At 55.9% G+C, this 19,588-nt stretch carries 12 protein-coding genes and 1 pseudogene; all 13 read left to right on the forward strand.

Going from position 1 to position 19,588, the window contains the following annotated elements; translation table 11 throughout:
* Positions 1-5: 5 nt before the first annotated feature.
* The gene (locus ACZ1G0_RS09555; RefSeq protein ID WP_472736734.1) at positions 6-1,004 is read left to right on the forward strand and encodes an HsdM family class I SAM-dependent methyltransferase; all 999 of its coding nucleotides are present in this window, start codon (positions 6-8) and stop codon (positions 1,002-1,004) included.
* Between the two features lie 273 nt (positions 1,005-1,277).
* Complete coding sequence (locus tag ACZ1G0_RS09560; RefSeq protein WP_472736735.1) at positions 1,278-3,881, forward strand: ATP-binding protein; 2,604 nt, start codon at positions 1,278-1,280, stop codon at positions 3,879-3,881.
* A gap of 50 nt (positions 3,882-3,931) precedes the next feature.
* A complete protein-coding gene (locus ACZ1G0_RS09565; protein WP_472736736.1) occupies positions 3,932-7,438 on the forward strand; it encodes a hypothetical protein in 3,507 nt (1,168 codons plus the stop codon).
* 76 nt (positions 7,439-7,514) lie between these two features.
* Complete coding sequence (locus ACZ1G0_RS09570; RefSeq protein ID WP_472736737.1) at positions 7,515-8,096, forward strand: hypothetical protein; 582 nt, start codon at positions 7,515-7,517, stop codon at positions 8,094-8,096.
* A 533-nt stretch (positions 8,097-8,629) separates the two neighbouring features.
* Positions 8,630-9,085 (forward strand): hypothetical protein, encoded by a 456-nt coding sequence (locus tag ACZ1G0_RS09575; RefSeq protein WP_472736738.1) that lies wholly within the window; start codon positions 8,630-8,632, stop codon positions 9,083-9,085.
* Between the two features lie 147 nt (positions 9,086-9,232).
* Positions 9,233-10,027 (forward strand): hypothetical protein, encoded by a 795-nt coding sequence (locus ACZ1G0_RS09580; RefSeq protein ID WP_472736739.1) that lies wholly within the window; start codon positions 9,233-9,235, stop codon positions 10,025-10,027.
* Between the two features lie 423 nt (positions 10,028-10,450).
* Entirely contained in the window at positions 10,451-12,055 is a 1,605-nt protein-coding gene (locus ACZ1G0_RS09585) for an AAA family ATPase (RefSeq protein WP_472736740.1), read from the forward strand.
* A 26-nt stretch (positions 12,056-12,081) separates the two neighbouring features.
* On the forward strand, positions 12,082-12,906 hold the full coding sequence (locus ACZ1G0_RS09590; RefSeq protein WP_472736741.1) for a site-specific integrase: 825 nt from the start codon (positions 12,082-12,084) through the stop codon (positions 12,904-12,906).
* Between the two features lie 478 nt (positions 12,907-13,384).
* Positions 13,385-13,969 (forward strand): ANTAR domain-containing response regulator, encoded by a 585-nt coding sequence (locus tag ACZ1G0_RS09595; RefSeq protein WP_472736742.1) that lies wholly within the window; start codon positions 13,385-13,387, stop codon positions 13,967-13,969.
* Positions 13,966-15,108, forward strand: a complete 1,143-nt coding sequence (locus tag ACZ1G0_RS09600) for a CmpA/NrtA family ABC transporter substrate-binding protein (RefSeq protein WP_472736743.1) — start codon at positions 13,966-13,968, stop codon at positions 15,106-15,108. Before ACZ1G0_RS09595 ends, ACZ1G0_RS09600 begins: the two co-directional genes overlap by 4 nt.
* A gap of 256 nt (positions 15,109-15,364) precedes the next feature.
* Positions 15,365-16,734: pseudogene (locus ACZ1G0_RS09605) on the forward strand (CmpA/NrtA family ABC transporter substrate-binding protein).
* A gap of 74 nt (positions 16,735-16,808) precedes the next feature.
* The gene (locus ACZ1G0_RS09610; protein ID WP_472736744.1) at positions 16,809-17,882 is read left to right on the forward strand and encodes an ABC transporter permease; all 1,074 of its coding nucleotides are present in this window, start codon (positions 16,809-16,811) and stop codon (positions 17,880-17,882) included.
* 5 nt (positions 17,883-17,887) lie between these two features.
* Complete coding sequence (locus tag ACZ1G0_RS09615; RefSeq protein ID WP_472736745.1) at positions 17,888-19,585, forward strand: ABC transporter ATP-binding protein; 1,698 nt, start codon at positions 17,888-17,890, stop codon at positions 19,583-19,585.
* The last annotated feature ends 3 nt before the right edge of the window (positions 19,586-19,588 follow it).

Below are 19,588 nucleotides of genomic sequence, written 5' to 3' on the forward strand. Positions count from 1 at the left end.
GCGCCATGGTCGAGTGTGTCCGGCCCGAGCCCGGCAAGACCATCGCCGACCCAGCCTGCGGCACGGGCGGCTTCTTCCTCGCCGCGCAGGAGTTTCTAACGGAGCCGGCGCACCATTCGCTGGACCGCGATCAGAAGCAATTCCTGAAGCACCACACTTTCTTTGGCAATGAGATCGTCGCGGGGACGCGCCGTCTATGCCTGATGAACATGTTCCTGCACGGGATCGGCGATATCACTGGGGATAATCTGATCTCCCCGGCCGATGCGCTGATTTCGCCGCCGTCTGATACTGTCGACTATGTCCTCGCCAACCCGCCTTTCGGCAAAAAAAGCTCCATGAGCTTCACGAACGCCGAGGGGGAACAGGAAACGGATGACCTGACCTATAACCGCCAGGATTTCTGGGCCACGACGTCGAACAAGCAGCTGAATTTCGTCCAACACATCCGCACCATGTTGAAGACCACGGGTCGCGCCGCGATCGTGGTTCCGGACAACGTGCTGTTCGAAGGCGGCGCCGGCGAGACGATCCGGCGCCAGCTGATCCAGACGACTGACCTACATACCATCCTACGGCTGCCGACCGGAATCTTCTACGCGCAGGGCGTCAAGGCGAACGTTATCTTCTTTGACAACCGCGCCGCTAGCCCGGACCCGCAGACATCGAAGATCTGGTACTACGACTACCGGACGAATGTGCATCACACCTTGAAGCAACGCCCGCTAACGTATGCCCACCTCGAAGAGTTCGTGCGATGCTATAACCCGGACAATCGGCATGGAAGAGCGGCGACCTGGAGTGAACAGAACCCGGACGGGCGTTGGAGATCTTTTGACCGCGATGAGGTTCTCTCTCGCGACAAGGCGAGCCTCGATCTTTTCTGGCTGCGCGATGCCTCGATGACGGATCTGGACAACTTACCCGAACCCGAAATCCTCGCCGAGGAGATCATAGACAACCTGCGCGCTGCTCTTGACAGTTTTGAAGCTGCGAAGGTGTGAGGGGCGGGAAGCGGTCGTTCGCTGCTCGAGCGATATCGAGTTCAAAGCTTGTCGAAAGCAGACGTTAGACTGCATGGGCGAGCGACCCTCACGAACAAATCTATGTTGTTATATGTCAATCACGATATATAGTGCCTATGCAGCAGGAACTTCGAGCATTTAGCGTAATCTGATATGCGACTTGACCCCGTCCGACCCAGTAGAGCCGGAGACCAATTTCACTACCTTTGGGCCGCCAGACGCAGTCTACGTCTTCTGACGCCTGCTTCGGATTTGGTCGCAATCGCGATCGAAGGTGTTTCAGAGTCTGAAACCAGTGAGTCAAGTATTGAGAGCGGCGAGGAAGTAATTGATGTCGCTGAGTATTTTGGAAGCGAAGAGCTCACCAAGTGCAAAAAAGTGACGTATCTGCAGCTCAAGCACTCGACCTTGAATAGAGGGAAAACTTGGGTACTAGGCGATCTGAAGACAACATTGGTGGGCTTCTACAAAAGGTACCATGCGTTTCTGTCAGGCATTGCGGATCCGGAAAAGCAGTCAGTAGAGTTTGTTTTTCTAACCAACCGGCCTGTTGCGGACTGGGTGCACAGTTTGCTGGACAGGATCAAATCAAGGAAACTTTTGCCTAGCGACAACAAAAAATGGCAGCAGATCAAACGGTACCTTTCGGCAGACGATGAGGCGGCATACGACTTCCTTGGCCATTTCAGTATTGCCGACTCGACGGATGGGTATTGGGAACAGCGAAACATCCTGCACCAGGAATTGACCGGGTATCTTCCTGGTCCCGATCAAGACGGGGCGGACCAACTCCTGCTGTTGGTAACCAAGAAGGCGTTGCCCGAAAGCGCTGGAAATCCTTCCATAAGAAAAGAGGATGTCCTTCGTGCTCTGAAGACCGACGAAGAGCGACTCTTTCCTGCGCCATGTCTTATTGAAGATGCAGCTGAACTGCTTCCTCGTGAGCAAGAAAATGAGTTCGTCGATGCTATTTTGAGTGAGCGCCATGATCCAATTATAATTCATGCTGGCGGCGGCGTGGGAAAAACAGCGTTAGCCCGTAGGGTGTCGAACCGGCTGCAAGAAGAATGTGAAGTCGTGCTGTACGATTGCTTTGGAAACGGCGGATACCGCAGCACAATCAGTCCCCGACATCGACACGAAGTTGCATGCTGTCAGATAGCAAACGAATTGGCCGCAAGAGGTTTGTGTCACCCACTTATCCCATCAAATCTCGCAAATGCGGCGGATTACTTAAGAGCCTTCAATCGACGCCTGACTCAGGCAATGGAAATACTGGCCGTCGCAAATGCGCACGCCAAAATCGTCATCATAATCGACGCTGCTGACAATGCTCAGATGGCAGCACAAGAGTGTGATGAACGAACGAGTTTTCCTCGTGATCTATTGAGGCAGAGCCTACCCAAGGGCGTTGTTTTGGTATGCTTGAGCCGATCGCACCGCGTCGCCGAATATCTCGCTCCGCCTCTGGACTGCAAAACCCTGGAACTAGCGTCTTTCTCACAGGCGGAGACAACGCAGTTTCTCCACAAGACCTACCCGAAAGCGTCCGGGCATGACTTGCTAGAGTTTCACCGGCTGACTTCCCAAAACCCAAGGGTTCAAGCAACAGCTCTTGAAACAACTTCGTCTCTGAGTGAAGCCTTGGAGGCATTAGGTCCCACAGCAACTACGGTCGAAGATACTATCCGCCAGTTGTTCGCTCGATCAATTGAAGCATTGAGAGATCAATCGCCCAACGCAGAATCGGCTCAGATTCAGTTGTTTTGCGAGGCGTTGGCAGCGCTCAGGCCGTTTGTTCCAATCAAAGTTTTATCGCTCGCTTCGGGCCTGCCAGAAGAAGCAATCAAGAGCTTCGTCGTGGACATCGGTCGCCCTCTACAGATCCGGTCCGATGCTGTTCAGTTCATAGATGAACCTTCCGAGACATGGTTTCGAGAGACCTACAAACCGAGCCACAGGGAAATGTCAGATTTTGTCGACAAGGTCATGCCACTTGCGACGAGCAGCAGCTATGTAGCATCAGCTTTACCGCAACTCCTGCTTGAAGCCGGTAGATACAACGACTTAGTGGAGATGGTCTTATCAGAGGCCGCGCTTCCTCAAGGCACTCCAGCAGAAATGCGGCAGGCGTCACTCAGCAGACTTCAGTTTGCTCTCAAGGCGGCGCTAAGAGACAAGCGTTTGGCGGATTCAGCAAAGCTGGCATTGAAAGCTGGCATTGAAACGGCAGGGGACGATCGTCAGCAGCAATTGTTTCAAGACAATGTTGATCTAGTGGCGCATTTTCTTTCGGACGATCAAGTGCGCGAAACAGCCGCAAACAACGGATTCTCCACTTCTTGGCATGGAGGTCAGCGCGCCTACGAGGCAGCCCTACTCGCAAACAATGAAAGCACAATCTCAGAAGCAAGAAACACTCTCCGCGTTGCGAAGAGATGGCTGAAAGCATGGGCTGGTCTCGACCCAAAGGCACGTGAAAAGGAGGAGATGTCGGATAGTGACATCGCCGCACTAGCACTCGCTTCATTGAAGGTCTCTGGAGCCGCCGCATTCGTAGCGGAGCTTGAGAGTTGGACTCCAAAAAGCGTGGCTTATCGTGCGGGGTTTATTGTTGCCGAGAAGCTAGTCGATCTCGGCTACTACGAACTCCTCGACGAGATCAGCAACGCGGCAAAGGATAACCTTTGTATTCTGCTCGCAATAACCCGAGCGCAGTCGAAGGTACTGCGGTTCCCACCGAAGGACGCCGTGCTACGTGCCTTCAACGGTGTGGCTGCTTCGCCGAAACGTTTGAAAAAATTGAGAACCAGCATGACTACAGGCAGCCGCTCCTATCGATCGTACGAGATGTAGCACTTGCTGCTGCCCACCACGGCGTCGCCCCCCGTGCAGCTATTGCAGCCATGCTCACGAAATACATTCCTGATCCGTCCAAAACCTACTTCAGCAAATTTTCGTCCGAGCCGAAGTCGACCATAATTTCTGCTCAGTGCCTAAGAGCCAAACTAGCTGGCGACAATATCAAGATGGAAGACTTGGCGAAATCAGAAATTCGAGAAGAGCTGGCTAAAGACCGACAGGTACATAGTAGAGAGGCGCGAGAGTTTCTTGACGAAGTTGGACCAGTGTTTCGGTGGCATATGCTTTGGGCCAGTGTCCAGCTTGGCGAAGCAATCACAGACCAACTCAACGACGAGATAACTCTCTGTATCAAAGACTATAACAAGAACCTAGAATACCGAGATCGCGATCGACGCCACATTGCCGGCGAAGTTTCGAGACTCTGGGTGCAGGTCCTCTCTCGGATCGATGATCCTGCTCCCTACATGTCTCGGTTCATCGAGTGGAAAAACGGCTTAAAGCGTCAGTTGTTCACGCCCGACCTGGGTCTCCTCGCACGTGTCTGTTCGAGTTCGAACCCGCTCAAAGGCTATGCGATAGACTTTGCGTTGGAAGCCGCCGACATCCTCCAGAACGAGCGTATGGAGGCTGAGCAAAAAGTTGAGGGTTTCTGCGAAATATCACGCTCTATCTTTGGTCTAAGTCCCGATGAAGCGAATTGCTATTTTGACCAAGCAGTCGAGGTTGCAGGTAGGATAGGCCAAGAGCACCTAGACTATTGGAAAGCAATCATCGAGCTGTCTGAGCAATCAGCGACGATAGATTCACCCCAAGCCGAGCTAGCATATCGTGTCTCTCGCGGAGCCGAGGTCGCTTATGAGTACGTCGCCCGCGACAAGTACTTTGACTGGGAAGGTACCGTTGAGGCAATCACGATGCTCTGTCCTGCATCGTCGCTCGCAATACTAAGCCGCTGGAGAGATCGAGGTTTTGGGTGGCAGGAGCGAATTCTACCGATCGCTTTGTCAAAGCTGGTTAATATGGGCGAAATCAGCCGTTTGGGGCAACTATCCACGATTGGATTTGATATTCACTCAACGACACCCGAGTTACTTGAGGCGGCTTTGGCCACCTGTGAAAATGAGCATCTCCGACGGAGGATCTTTGATGAGACCGCAAAATATACATTAGTCTCAGGCGCTTCGTCATCTCACCTCAGCAGTTTTGTTCAAATTGGCCAGTCAAATGGCTGGCCGGTTGAACGGTTGAGTTCGCATTTGTCTGTGGCAAAGTGCAGAGAAGCAAAATCCGACAACAACAGTGGTTTCGCGAGAACAGCCGGGAGAAACGAAGAAAAGGATTGGAACCAAATCTTCTCCGGAATGCGGTTTGATGATCCGGTTACCGTCCGAGGGTGTTATCAGCGGTTTAGGGACTCTGAACCTCCGTACCATTTATCGAGCTTTTCTGCTCGGTTTTTCGAGCGCATCAGTATAGGGAAAGAGGCCGACGCACTGAAGTCGCTGTTCTTGATGAAGGACATCAGCCTCTATGACGTGCAAGGTATATTGGAGGCGGTTCCTGAGGATTGGAAAAAGCTTCAAAGCGTAAGACGAGCGCTAAGAGAAATCATAGAAGAGGTGTGCCGAACCCACTTTTATGAAATAGCAAAGAGCAGATACTATCAACCTTTGCCCTTTGAATTTATTACTGAAGTGACGGGAATATCAACATCAGAGGTGTTTGCCTTTGTCGTGGACGAAAGTGCGAAGCATCCAGATCTTTTCGGTTCTCAGCGCTTGTTGACCCTTGTGGGGCTGATAGCAAGTCAGATCTCACCGCAAGAAGCACAAGATACCTTGAGCTACGGTTTGGCTCTCTTTGAGAAGGAAATGAACGAAAGTGATGGAGACGGGGAATGGAAGACTGAGCTCTTCCCACCTTCTGATGCGACAACTGGCTTAGCTGGGTACTTATGGTCCAGTTTGGCAGCTCCCGAAGTATCAACCAGATGGCAAGCGGCACACGTCGTTTGCCTATTGGCCAGTTTCGGTGAAACAAAGGTTTTGGGAGCTCTCGGTCGGCTGGCAAATGCCGAACAACCCAACGTTTTCTTTGATTTTTCGTTGCCGTTCTACAAACATGCCGCTGAGCAATGGTTGTTGATCGCACTTTGGCGAACGCTCAGTGCTGGCCATGGTATCCCCCAGGAGTTGATAGAGTTCATCATGAACTCCTGTTCGCCAACGGTGACCCACACAATCATACGCGGGGTCGCCTCTCAATGTGCGTTGTTGTTGAACAATAGCGGTACCGTAACGCTTGATGAGAAAGAGGTTGTCAGGTTGCAGCGGATCAATGCATCCGATTTTGCTCCTGTCTCTAAGCAGGACACGGCTACTGAACCAACGAGCCAAAACAAGCTGTTAAGTGAAGATGACCGTTACTACTTTGGTATTGATCTGCCTCAGTATTGGTTCAGCCCTTTGGGGCGGGTTTTTGGAATTTCGCAAAACGAAATCGAACGACGCGTTCTGGGTGTCATTCGGAACAAGTGGTCGTCAGCAGATACCGGTGCTTGGGTTGAAGATCCACGAGGTAAACGGGGCCATTATCGAGACATGATTGCTCATCACTCGCACGGAAGCTATCCGCGAGTTGAGAGCCTAAGCTTCTATCGCGCATATCACGCGATGATGGAGGTCGCTGGTACTCTGATCGATGAAGTTCCGGCACTTGAGAACCCAGATTACTATGATCGACTTGAAGATTGGATTGAACGACATTGGATCACCCGGCCCGATGGCAACTGGTTGGCCGATCGTCGCGATCCAAAGCCTCCTTATTGGCCCGATTGGAAAGACACCGAAGAGACGGATGAATGGCCAACTTCGGTATCGAAGGACGTTCTGCTTAGGCAAATCGAGCATCGAGATTTCATTCCGATTTGGGGCAGCTGGAGGGAAGTCGCCGGAGACAGAGAGCAGTTCGTCCGTATTTCTTCCGCACTTGTTTCGCCGGAGCGGTCAGGATCGCTGGTTCGAGCCCTGCAGACCGCCACAAATCCAATGGATTATCGCCTTCCGCCGGCGGACGATGAATTTGAGGTCAATGCGGGTGCGTTCCAGCTCCAAGGTTGGGTGGCCACGGATTCAAGAAGTGAAGGAATTGATGAGTTTGATCCTTGGGCTGGGGTTGTTCATTTTCCAAGCCTTCGTCCGGCGAATTGGCTTTGCGATGAGTTTGATCTGTCTCCAGATAGTGAATGTCGTGTCTGGCACAACCGCTCTGACCCAGATGGTGTTCAGTTCAGATCGCTGACATGGGGTCGAAAGGAACAAGAACGGGAATTCCGGACCGCCGAGACGGGCTCTCGCCTCGAGATGCAACGAGAAGCACTCTTGGCGTGTTTAGAGCGGCTAGATCGAGAACTAGTTTTTGAAGTTCAAGTTGAACGAGAATTCAGGAGAGACTCCTATCGAAATCGCGAAAGATCGATAGAGACTTACACTCCACCATACACACTCATTCTAACCATGGGCTCCGATGGAACATTCCGAACAACATAAGAGGGTAATTGAGCTTGGGAAAAGGATTGTCCAAGAACTGGAACTCGATAGGAGCTGCGATACACTAGGTCGCTGGATGGCTCATCATTTGGCCCAGCTTATTGCGGAAGCTGAGCAAGGACCTGAAGACGACGCGAGCGCGGCACAGCAGGAATGTAGGGCAGCAATCTTTGAGCTATGGGAGCACATACTCTCTGTTCCAACTGCGACCAGACCGTTTCGCGACCTGGAACCTATCGTTGAGACGATTAGAGCCCTGGACCCCGACGAGCGCATCTATTTCTATCAGACCCGCGCTCAGGAAGTCGCCGATAACTCAGATTTGCCTGTGGCGGCAAAGGATTGGCTGAAGCTATCCAGAGGGATTGATTATAGTGCAAGGCTCCTAATCCAAATGTGCTTCGACCGCGTCGCCAATGAGACTTCTGGAAAACTCAAAGAGTGGATCGAACTCGCGTCTGATGCTGGGGCACGCGACCTACCAATCGTAACGGTGATTCATCAGCTCGAAGATCAGCGCACCAGCAGTGAGCGAGGTGTGGAGGCGCAAAGAGAAAAGCTTCAGGAACGCCTAGAGCGCCTACACAGCGTGGTTCGGCTGTCTGAGTTGCTCGCGCGCGACATTCAGCATCAGCTTGATGAACTGAATGGAAGTTAAGCCGCTTTGTGTTGGAAGCTACCCGACCAATCTCCCCCGCCCGCTAAACGGGCCTTTTGGGCTTGCGGCAGACGTCAGTTCTGGTGGGCCGCACTGCAGCATCGTGGCCATCGGCTGGATGTCCGCTTAGGGCCGGTAGCGGTCTAAATATGGACAAGAGCGCTCGGTTGGCCCCTTGCGCTTCAGTCCAACCACTCTCGAACGTCATAGCCTTGGTCGCGTAGGCTCTGCTTTAACACACGCCGAATCATCTCGGGTCGAGATGGCTTGTCGTCGGCTTTGTCTATCAGATCATCGATTGCTTCGAGCGTGGCAGCATGAAGCCTTACCATGATCGCCTTGGTGTCTCTCTTCGGCGGCGCCATTTTACTACCTTTATTGATATTAATCTTAATAGCACACGTACCACCACGTCGCGAGAAAATTTACGGGGGCTCTTGCGATACTGATATTAATATCATATACAGTATCAGGCGTGAGGGAGTTGCACCTCCCAACACGCCCTAACCATCAAGATCTATAAGGAGATCATAATGGCTGAGACAATCACTATCATGTCCCCCGGCACGACGAAACTCGATGCATCCGTGTCGGACCGCAACGCCCTTCAGGCTACCAATGCGCTTTACGAAGAAGCGCTGAAGGCGGACTGGGCTCTCCACGCTTCGAAATCGTCGCAGGATTCGGCACATGGCGCGGATCTTGCCCATGAGGCCGCATGTGCCTGGGCGACCTGCGTCGAAGTACTGCAAGATCTACAGGACATGACCGAGGTCGATCCACGCATCGCCGAGGCCGCTGTCCATCTTGAAGCGATGATGCCGCCAGCATTCCCGGACATCGCGGAAATGAGCGCGCGTTTCTGCTCATTGGTCGAAGAGGCAAAGGCCGTCCGGAAATCTGACCCCGAATTGGCCGAGTTATTGCAGCAGACAGGCTGCCTCATCCATGTTCACGGTGCCAATCTGCAGCTCATGTCTGTGCGCTAGGCAGCCTGAACAAACCTACCCGATCGTGCAGTGATCAAGTCAGTCGATCCGCCTCGGGTCGACTGACCATACGGCTGCGCCTCCCTCGTCCCACGCGCTGACGTCTCCCTCTGGGAGAACGAATGCCTTCTGCTGTCCGGAGTTCAAATGCCCACAACGACCATGAACTATCCCTTTAAGATTGGCGGCGAGCATCCGCGCCTCTTCATTGGCCCAATTCATGACAACTGGCGCAATTGCGCTGAAAGCAAGGGTTTTGTGGTCCTCGGCCGCGGCGGCGAGGGCCATCAAACGCTGGTACTGGGATGTCGCACCTCCGGCGAGCCGCTTCTCCGTCGGATCAATGTTGTCCTGGGCAACCGGATCGAGTGCCGTTCTTGCATCCAAAGACCCAATAAACTGGCGGCTGAGAGTATCGGAGCTCGAGTGATCGCACAGGATCCCGAGGGAGATCGGCACTACCGTATCTGGCGGCTCTCCTGCGGGCATACAGTCCGGCTGCAACTCGGCCAGATGCTCACGGTGGAACAAGGGCTGGTTGACGTCGACTGCGTGCCGTGCCGGCATAAACGATATGCGAATGAAGCCGCAGCCCACGGCTGGAGTTTCCTCGAAACTTCATCGAGCCAGCAAGGCTATGCCCTCTACCGCCACAAATGCGGGGTCGAACATGAAGTTCACATCGGCAATATGCGCCTCGGCCAATGCGCGTGTCCGGAATGCGGGCCGAAGAATGGCCCAGTATCATCTGGGATCTACATCTTTCGGATCGACCTGCCCGGACTTCCCGTCGTCAAGCTCGGACATAGCCATCGGCACAATGATCGGCTTCGCCGCGACTTGAAGATCGCGGCCGATGTCCACACCGAAGTTCTTCGGTATCATCCCATGCGGACTAAGTATCTCGCTCAGACGCAGGAACAACCGCGCATGATTTTCTGAAGGCTCGGCACCCGGAGTGGGTCGTACCAAAACACCTCTTCGGTGACGCGATCGCCGTCAAATCCGAGATCTATCGGCCCGAAGCTCTATCGACGATCCATCGCCTCCTCGACGAGATCGCAGTGCGCCACCCGGCCCCATCTTCGGACACTCCCGCCCAGTTCTAACCTGCCCCCTTTTTCGGAACCTTCAACAATGTCTCCGTCATCAATGAACACGCGCGATAGCGCGCGCTCGTCGCATGCCCGGACACGGTCCCTCGCCCACCGCCTCACGCGGGCGATCATGGATCGCCATCGTGAGAGCCACGGCGACGAGCTTTCTAAATCGTGGGGTGCGGACAACGCACCCCGCCCGCCACGGCTCCCGGACATCGCACGCTTGCTCGCAATTTCCGGACAAGGCGTCACGACGGCGTCCCAAATGACGCCGGAGGAAATCGCAGACGCGATCAAATCCGGTATCGACCCGTACGCTGCTGCCATCGACGGAACAGCAGTTCGACAAGCCCTGCATCCGCCGCTCACGGACCTCCTCTGCGCGATCCATCTCGCGCGCTGGTTCGCGGACAGTGATCCGTTGATCGGGCCGTTTCCCCCTGGGCTGACGCTGATCCGGGTCGCAGATCTCGCGCTGCGGGATCGGCTCGAAGACGCAATGCAGCTCGTCTTGCCATTTGTGTGGGAGGCGATGACGGCGGAACAGAGGGCGTTCCCGGACAACGTCACATTTGTGACTTTGGAGCAGGCAAGCAGCTTCTTGAAGTCTGACCCACGGGAGAAGTTCCGCGAGAGCTTGGACGACGCGCTCGCGAAGGGCCTTGGCGTTGTCGCCCTCGCGACAGATCCGTCGGATCTCTCAGAGGGTGGCCGCATGTTGCTTGTCCGGGATGTAACGTGGCCTGCGTTCGACGGCGGCGCCGTCATTGAACTCCTGCGTGCGACCCATAGCGCGACGGGTGACCTTGCTGTGTCCGAGATTCGGACGAGGCTGGCCGCCAATGAACGGATCAGCGATGTGCCGTGGCCTGTCGTGAATCATGCCTTTCACGCCAAGACGACTCTGATGGTGGCAGACCGCTTGGCCAGCGTCCGTATCGCGGCCAATCCGTCGCCGCGCCGCACGCTGGACGACGTCTGCGGACTGCCCGAGGTCACCGGCCATTTCCGGCATCTCGTCGAGGATGTCCGGGAATGGCAAGCGGACCAACTCGACTGGTCCGATGTCTCCGCCAGCATCCTGCTCCATGGGCCGCCCGGCACGGGCAAGACGATGATCGCGGAAGCCCTCGCCGGAAGCGCGGGCGCGACCTTCATCGCCACGTCCTACGCCGAGGCGCAGAAAGCCGGACATCTGGGAGACTATCTCCGGACAATGGGGCAGCAGGTCGATCGCGCCATCGCAAACGCGCCATCGGTCTTCTTTCTCGACGAGCTGGATAGCTACAGGGCTCGGCAGAAGTCCGGAAGCCACTTTTCGACCTATATGCACTCGGTCGTCAACGGCCTCCTCGAGCAGTTGACGAAGTTGAATGAGGCTCCTGGCGTGATCGTCATTGCAGCGACCAACCACCCCAGCATCATCGATCCCGCCCTGATCCGCGCGGGCAGGTTCGATCGCAAGATCGCAGTCGGACTTCCGGACAAGGACGGCATCGCAGCCATCCTGTCCGGGCACCTTCGAACAGACGCGATCCCCCTCGACAACCTGTCGCCCCGTCTCGTCGGTCTCTCTGGCGCGGACATCGCTGGCATCGCAAGGACGGCAAAAGGAAACGCGCGGCATGCACGGGAACCGCTCGCCCTTTGCCACGTTCTCTCCGCTGTTGATCAGCGCGCGTCCCGGCCCGACCCCGAACACATCCGCCGCAAGGCGATCCACGAGGCGGGTCACACCGTCGTCGGCCATGTCCTCGGCCTCAAGCCCGGACACCGGATCTTCGTGGGCGCGATCGGCGGAGGCTATGACTCGCCAGTTCCTCCGGTCATGACCCCGGACACGGCTGATCGCGAACTGGCAATGCGGTAGATCAGACCGCAACCCGCGAAGACGTCATGACAAAATCAGCCACCCTGCCCGCCAAAAAAGTCGGCCTGTCCGTCGGCACCGTGAACCGGCACCTCGAGCACCTAAACCAGATCGCGGAATGGGCCCGTAACGAAGGGCTCGCCGTCGATGCGAACCTGAAGCCGTCACGCCTGAGAAAGCGCGAAACTGTACGGGCGCGCGACAAACGCGATGCGTTTACGCTGGATCAGCTTCACAGGGTGTTCCGGAACCCCGTTTGGACGGGGTCCCGATCCGAATACCATCAAACCGACCCCGGACACACAATCTACAAGAACGGCATCTATTGGTGCCCCCTCATCGGCGCGTTCACTGGAGCACGGCGCGAGGAAATCGGCGGACTGGCCGCTGCTGACATCATCCAAAAGGACGGCATCTGGTGCTTCTCAATCGAGCATTCCGAACTGCGCCGCGTGAAGAACCTGTCCTCCCACAGCGTCGTCCCTGTCCACCCGCAACTGATCGACCTCGGCTTCCTCGACCACGTCCAGACCGCGAAAGGCTCCGGCCAACGCGGCCTCTTTCCGGAACTTTACGAGCCCGGAAACAACGCCTTCGGCCACAAAGTGGTCCGTCGGATGCGCCAGGTTATCGACCAAGAATTGGGGGCCGAAGGATCAGAACTCTCATTCCAAAGCCTACGCCACTACGTTCAAAATGAACTGGACCATGCGGGAGTAGACGACCAGCTTGTCCGGGATATCGTCGGCCGTGAAGGCATCAATATCCATGACAACGTGTCCCGCAAAGCTGCACCTAGCCGGACACTCGCCGATGCAATCGCAACGTTGCCGGAGGTTATGTCGAGCTGAAAATGTTCGTGGGATCAGCGGTAAGCCGACCTTCGCTGCATTGCCGCGCTTTCTGATAGCTCTCGCCAAAGCAGGCGTTCAGAGTTACCAATCCCTTACTGCACACAATGAGTAGTCAATGCCTTTTGTGAACCGAAAAACCTTGTCTTTCGCTTTGCTACCTTCGCGAAGAATAATAAGGGCAGGCGCCGGGGTTTTGGATGAATGTTCTTTAATCGAGACGATCTAAAAGTTACCCGACCGGTGACGTTGAATAACATGGTTCGCTTGAAATTGTACCTGCACTATGAACGGGAGTTTAAGGTCAGTACGTATGATGTCGGAAGGTACTTACGAGAGGTCGTATCGCAGGCATAGACTGCGGAAAAGACTAGCATTACACGCCCTCGTGCCTGCTTTTGAGGCAAAACAGAGGGGAAGTTAACGTTCCATTGAAGGCGCGGTTGACGTTACCGCAGGCTAGGCAAAACAAGTCTGCATGGACCGAGACCTGCGTATTCTTGTAGTTGAGCCCGACCCTGAACGGGTTCAAGAGATCATCGATGCCCTCAGCGATACGGGATGGTCTGACGTAAAGGCTTTGGCGCAGATTTCAGCGTTAGACCGGACGGTCAAGGAATTCGCGCCTGATATAGTACTGATTGATCTGGCCAACCCGGACCGGGACACGCTTGAACATATCTCTTATGCATCGGGGCCTGCGAAACGTGCTGTGGCATTGTTTGTGGATCAAACCGATGCGACGCTGACCCAGGCGGCATTGAATGCGGGCGTCAGCGCCTATGTCGTAGATGGCCTGCAAAGGGAACGGATCAAGCCCGTGTTGGAAACTGCAATCGCGCGGTTCAAGGTGATGCACCAGATGCGTTCTGAACTGGATGCGGCCAAGCAAGCCTTGCAAGACCGTAAGACGATCGACCGGGCCAAGGGCCTACTGATGCGCAAGCGGAATATGTCCGAGGATGAAGCCTATACCCTGCTGCGCACCACGGCGATGAGCCAGAACCTCAAAGTCATTGATGTGGCCCAGGCATTGGTGACAGCCGCGGACCTATTGGCATGAGCGGGACCGTGCTGAACTGCGGTTATGTGCCGTTGGTGGATTGCGCTCCGCTGGTGATCGCCAAGGAACTGGGTTTTGCGGCCGAACAGGGACTTGATTTGAACTTGGTCCGGCAGCCATCGTGGTCAGCCTTGCGCGATATGCTGGCGCTTGGGCATCTGGATGCGGCGCAAATGCTGGCACCGCTTGCCGTGGCCATGTCCATCGGGATGGGCGGACTGCAAGCGCAGGTCGATGCTTTGATGGTCTTGTCTGTGAATGGGACGGTCTTTGGCGTTTCGAACAGGTTACAAGTCGACGTGCAGTCTGTGCCTTTCGGGGATGCAAATGGGCTTCTTGCCGCACTTGTAGAGCGCAACGGCCCGCCTCTGCGCATTGGCGTGCCGTTTCATCAATCCATGCACCGTTTGCTTTTGTCTTACTGGGCGGCTGCGGCCCCCAATTTGCAGATCGACACGATAACCATCCCGCCACCGCGCATGGCCGATGCAGTAGCCGACGGTGTCGTCGATGCCTTTTGGGTGGGCGAACCGTGGGGCAGCGTCGCTGTGCAACAGGACTGCGCGCAACTGATGATGGTCGGGCGCAATGTCTGGCAATTCGCACCGGAAAAAGTACTGGCGGTGCGGCGCGAATGGACCGAAGGCCATCAGGATGAGGCGCGACGCTTGATGCGCGCTGTCTATCAGGCAGCGGCTTGGCTGGATCTGCCACGGAACAAACCACTTGCGGTGGAAATACTCGGGCGGAGCGAACACCTTAGCATGTCGCCCGATGTGATTGACCCAGCACTCAGCGGACAGATCGTCCCCAAGCGGGGAGCACCGCCGGTGAATGTGCCGGGGTTCCTGCAATTCCACAAACACGCCGCCACTTTCCCATGGCGCAGTCAGGCGGCATGGATCGCGCAGCAGCTTGGGGCAGACTCTACTGGAATCGCGAAAGCCAAGGCCTGCTTCCGTTCGGACCTTTACCGTCAGAACCTGACAGATATCGGGGTCGATATGCCCGGTGCGTCCGAAAAAAACGAAGGGGCGCTGCGCTATGAAACCGCCGTCGCCTCGACCCGTGGGCATATGATTCTTGCACCTGATGCTTACTTTGACGGCAGGACCTTTGATTTCAGCCAAAATGTCTGATCAATAAATGGGCAGTTTCTGCATCGCCGCAAAAACCCATGCGGCAGCGCAGAAATTTCATTGAGACCGCCCCCGTCCTGCGTCAATCTACCGACAAGGGGCAACGATGCCCACATCCCTCGCGCTGATCGCTGCTGATTGCGCACCCTCAAAGAGCAATGCCGCTCGTTTGGATCACGGACCTCCTCCCCCGTGACCCGAACGTGCGGCTTTTTTTGTTTTTGCCCACCTCCCGGGCGTTGAAAAGGAACTGATCATGAAAAAAACACTATCCATGTTGATGCTGACCTCCAGTCTGGTCGCGACCTCGGCTGTGGCACAATCGCTTGATCTTGAAAAAGAAGACCTGACATTTGGGTTTATCAAGCTGACAGATATGGCACCGCTCGCGGTGGCTTATGAGCTTGGGTACTTCGAGGACGAAGGCCTTTTCGTCACCCTCGAAGCGCAGGCCAACTGGAAGGTTCTTCTGGACGGTGTGATCAGCGGACAGCTGGATGGCGCGCACATGCTGGCCGGTCAGCCGTTGGCTGCCACGATCGGCTATGGGACCGAAGCGCATATCATCACGCCTTTCTCCATGGATCTGAACGGCAACGCGATCACCGTATCCAATGAAATCTGGGACGAGATGAAGCCAAACGTCCCGCTGATGGACGACGGCCGCCCGCAGCACCCGATCAGCGCCAGCGCACTTGCCCCTGTGGTTGAAGACTACAAAGACCGGGGGAGCCTTTCAACATGGGCATGGTGTTTCCCGTGTCAACTCACAACTACGAAATCCGCTACTGGCTGGCCGCCGGTGGGCTAGAGCCTGGGTATTACAGCCCGCAGGATATCTCAGGTCAGATTGGCGCGGATGTTCTTCTTTCCGTGACACCACCGCCGCAGATGCCTGCGACGATGGAAGCGGGCACGATCTTTGGTTACGCCGTGGGCGAGCCTTGGAACCAGCAGGCCGTGTTCAAGGGCATCGGTGTTCCGGTGATCACTGATTACGACATGTGGAAGAACAACCCTGAAAAGGTCTTCGGCATCACCAAGGAATTCGCCGAAGAAAACCCCAACACCACGCTGGCCCTGACCAAAGCCTTGATCCGCGCCGCCATGTGGCTCGATGAAAACGACAACGCCAACCGTCCCGAAGCGGTCGAGATCCTGTCGCGCTCTGAGTACGTTGGCGCTGATTACGAGGTGATCGCCAACTCGATGACCGGCTTCTTTGAGTTCGAAAAAGGCGATGTGCGCCCGGCACCGGATTTCAACGTATTCTTCCGCTACAATGCCACGTACCCTTACTATTCGGACGCGATCTGGTATCTGACGCAGATGCGCCGCTGGGGCCAAATCCCCGAAACCATGTCTGATGAGTGGTACTTTGAAACCGCCGCCGACGTTTACCGCCCTGACATCTACCTTGAGGCCGCCCGTCTGCTGGTCGACGAAGGCATGGCGAATGAAGCGGACTTCCCGTGGGACAGCGATGGCTTCAAGGCTGCGACTCCAGCCGCCGATATCATCGATGGCATCCCTTACGATGGGCGCACACCGAACGCTTATATCGACAGCCTGCCGATCGGCCTGAAGTCCGGGCAGACCATCGTGGATAGCGAAATCCAAGGCTAAGCCAAAGGCTGCGCGGGGCATTGGCCCTGCGCAGCATACGTCCTTCCCAATTTTTACAGATTGAGGCACAGATCATGACCGCCATCGACCCCGACACACTTAACGCAGAGGCCCGCCGCGCCCGCCGTTTCACCCGCATTAACAAAGCGGATAAGTGGTTTCAGGTGCTTGGACTTGCATGGCTTACGCCGATCCTGAAAGCGGTCGCAGGGGACAACCCGCGTGCGCAGATGGGCGAAATCTGGCGGTTGCTGGGCGTGCCACTTTTGGCCATTACAGTCTTCCTGATGCTCTGGGGCACGCTTGCGCCACGGGTGCAAACATCGCTTGGGGCCGTGCCCGGCCCGGCAGAGGTTTGGGAGCAAGTTGGCGCGTTGCGCCAAGATGCAATCCGCGAGAAAGAGAAGGAAGTCGCCTTCTATGAACGGCAGGAGGCCCGCAACGCCGAACACATCGCCAATGGCGATACGGATAAGGTCCGCGATCGACTTTATACCGGTAAGCCAACTTACTACGACCAAATCTGGACCTCGATCAAAACTGTTTTCTTCGGCTTCCTTATCGCGTCTATCGTGGCCATCCCACTTGGCATCGCCGCTGGGCTTTCGATTACGGCGAATGCGGCGCTGAACCCTTTGATCCAAATCTTCAAACCCGTCTCGCCACTTGCGTGGCTGCCAATCGTCACGATGATTGTCTCGGCCGTCTACACGACCAACGATGGCTGGTTCGAAAAGTCCTTTCTTGTGTCCGCGATCACCGTGACGCTCTGCTCACTCTGGCCGACGCTGATCAACACCGCGTTGGGTGTATCCAGCATCGACAAAGACCTCGTCAGCGTCTCCCGCGTCCTGAAAATGAACACCTATACCAAGATCACAAAGCTGGTCCTCCCATCTGCCTTGCCACTGATCTTTACAGGTCTGCGCCTGTCCCTGGGTGTGGGCTGGATGGTGCTGATTGCGGCGGAAATGCTGGCGCAGAACCCCGGCCTTGGGAAATTCGTCTGGGATGAGTTCCAGAATGGCTCGTCCCAGTCGCTTGCACGTATCATGGTTGCGGTGTTCACCATCGGCATCATCGGGTTCCTGCTGGACCGTGTGATGTATGCCCTGCAGTCCATGTTCACCTTCTCGAACAATCGGTGATCGCAATGAGCATACTTTCCCTCAAAGACGTCTCGAAGAGCTATGGCGACACGCCGGTTTTGAAGGACATTAATCTGGATGTGGCAGAAGGAGAGTTCGTTGTGCTCCTCGGCTTCTCCGGTACCGGCAAGACGACGTTGATCAACCTGATGGCTGGGCTAGAGCAGCCCACCAGCGGCACCGCGACTTTCAAAGGCGTGCCGATCAAAGAACCCGGGTGCGAGCGTGGCGTGATCTTTCAAAGCTATTCGCTGATGCCGTGGCTGACGGTGAACGGCAATGTGGCGCTGGCGGTGGACACGATGTTCCCTGAGCTTTCAAAGGACGAGCGCGCCAAGAAGGTCGATCACTACGTCGCCATGGTCGGCCTGTCCCACGCCGCCACCCGCCGCCCGGCAGAGCTGTCAGGAGGGATGCGCCAGCGCGTGAACGTCGCCCGCGCCCTAGCGATGGACCCGGAGATGCTGCTGCTGGATGAGCCGCTTTCGGCTTTGGACGCGCTCACCCGTGCGAACCTTGCCGATGAGATAGAGGCGATCTGGGACAAGGACAAAAAGACCTGTGTCTTGATCACCAACGACGTGGACGAGGCGATTATTCTGGCCGACCGCATCATTGCGCTGAACCCGGACGGGACGCTGGGCGATGAATTCAAAGTCGACATCCCGCGCCCCCGCGACCGCGTCGCGATGAACAATGACGCAACCTTCAAAGCGCTGCGTGCAAAGGTCACAACTTACCTCATGGACGTTGGAATAGCAGCCAAAGTCGAAGAAACGCGCATCCTGCCAAACGTCACCCCCATTCATGGGGTGCCAGCCGCCGTCGCCATAGCACAAGAAGGCGGCATCGAAGAACGTTTCCTGAACTTCTCGCAACTCGACAAGGTTTATCCAACGCCCAAAGGGCCGCTGACGGTCGTCGAAAACTTCGATCTCAAGATCAGCAAAGGCGAATTTATCTCGCTCATCGGGCACTCCGGCTGCGGCAAATCCACGGTGTTGACCATGGCTGCCGGGCTGAACCCGATCAGCAAAGGCGCGATCCGTCTGGATGGATGGAACGTCGAAGGGGCCGACCCGGAACGCGCCGTGGTCTTCCAATCGCCCAACCTGTTTCCATGGTTAAGCGCCAAGGAAAACGTCGCAATTGGGGTTGATAAGGTCTACCCCAAAGCGTCCCAAGCCGAACGGCAGGATGTGGTAGAGTATTATCTCGAACGGGTCGGTCTGGCCGACAGCATGGATAAGAACGCAGCCTCCCTGTCCAACGGGATGAAGCAGCGTGTAGGCATTGCGCGCGCCTTTGCGCTGTCTCCAAAACTCCTGCTGCTGGATGAACCTTTCGGGATGCTCGACAGCCTCACCCGCTGGGAGTTGCAAGAGGTGCTGATGGAAGTCTGGTCGCGCACCAAGGTCACAGCCATCTGCGTGACCCATGACGTGGACGAGGCGATCCTTCTGGCTGACCGCGTGGTGATGATGACCAACGGACCGCAAGCGACCATCGGTAAGATCACGGATGTGAACCTGCCCCGGCCCCGCACGCGCAAGGCGCTGTTGGAGCATCCTGATTACTACGCTTACCGCCAAGAGGTGCTCGATTTCCTTGAGGAATATGAGCACGGCGCGAAGCCCAAGTCCCCCACCGCCGGCGGTGCGCCAAAAAAGACTGAAGCCCCTAAAGCCGTCGCAGCGGAGTGAATG

It is taken from the genome of Thalassobacter sp. HA4-2 (assembly GCF_055693705.1).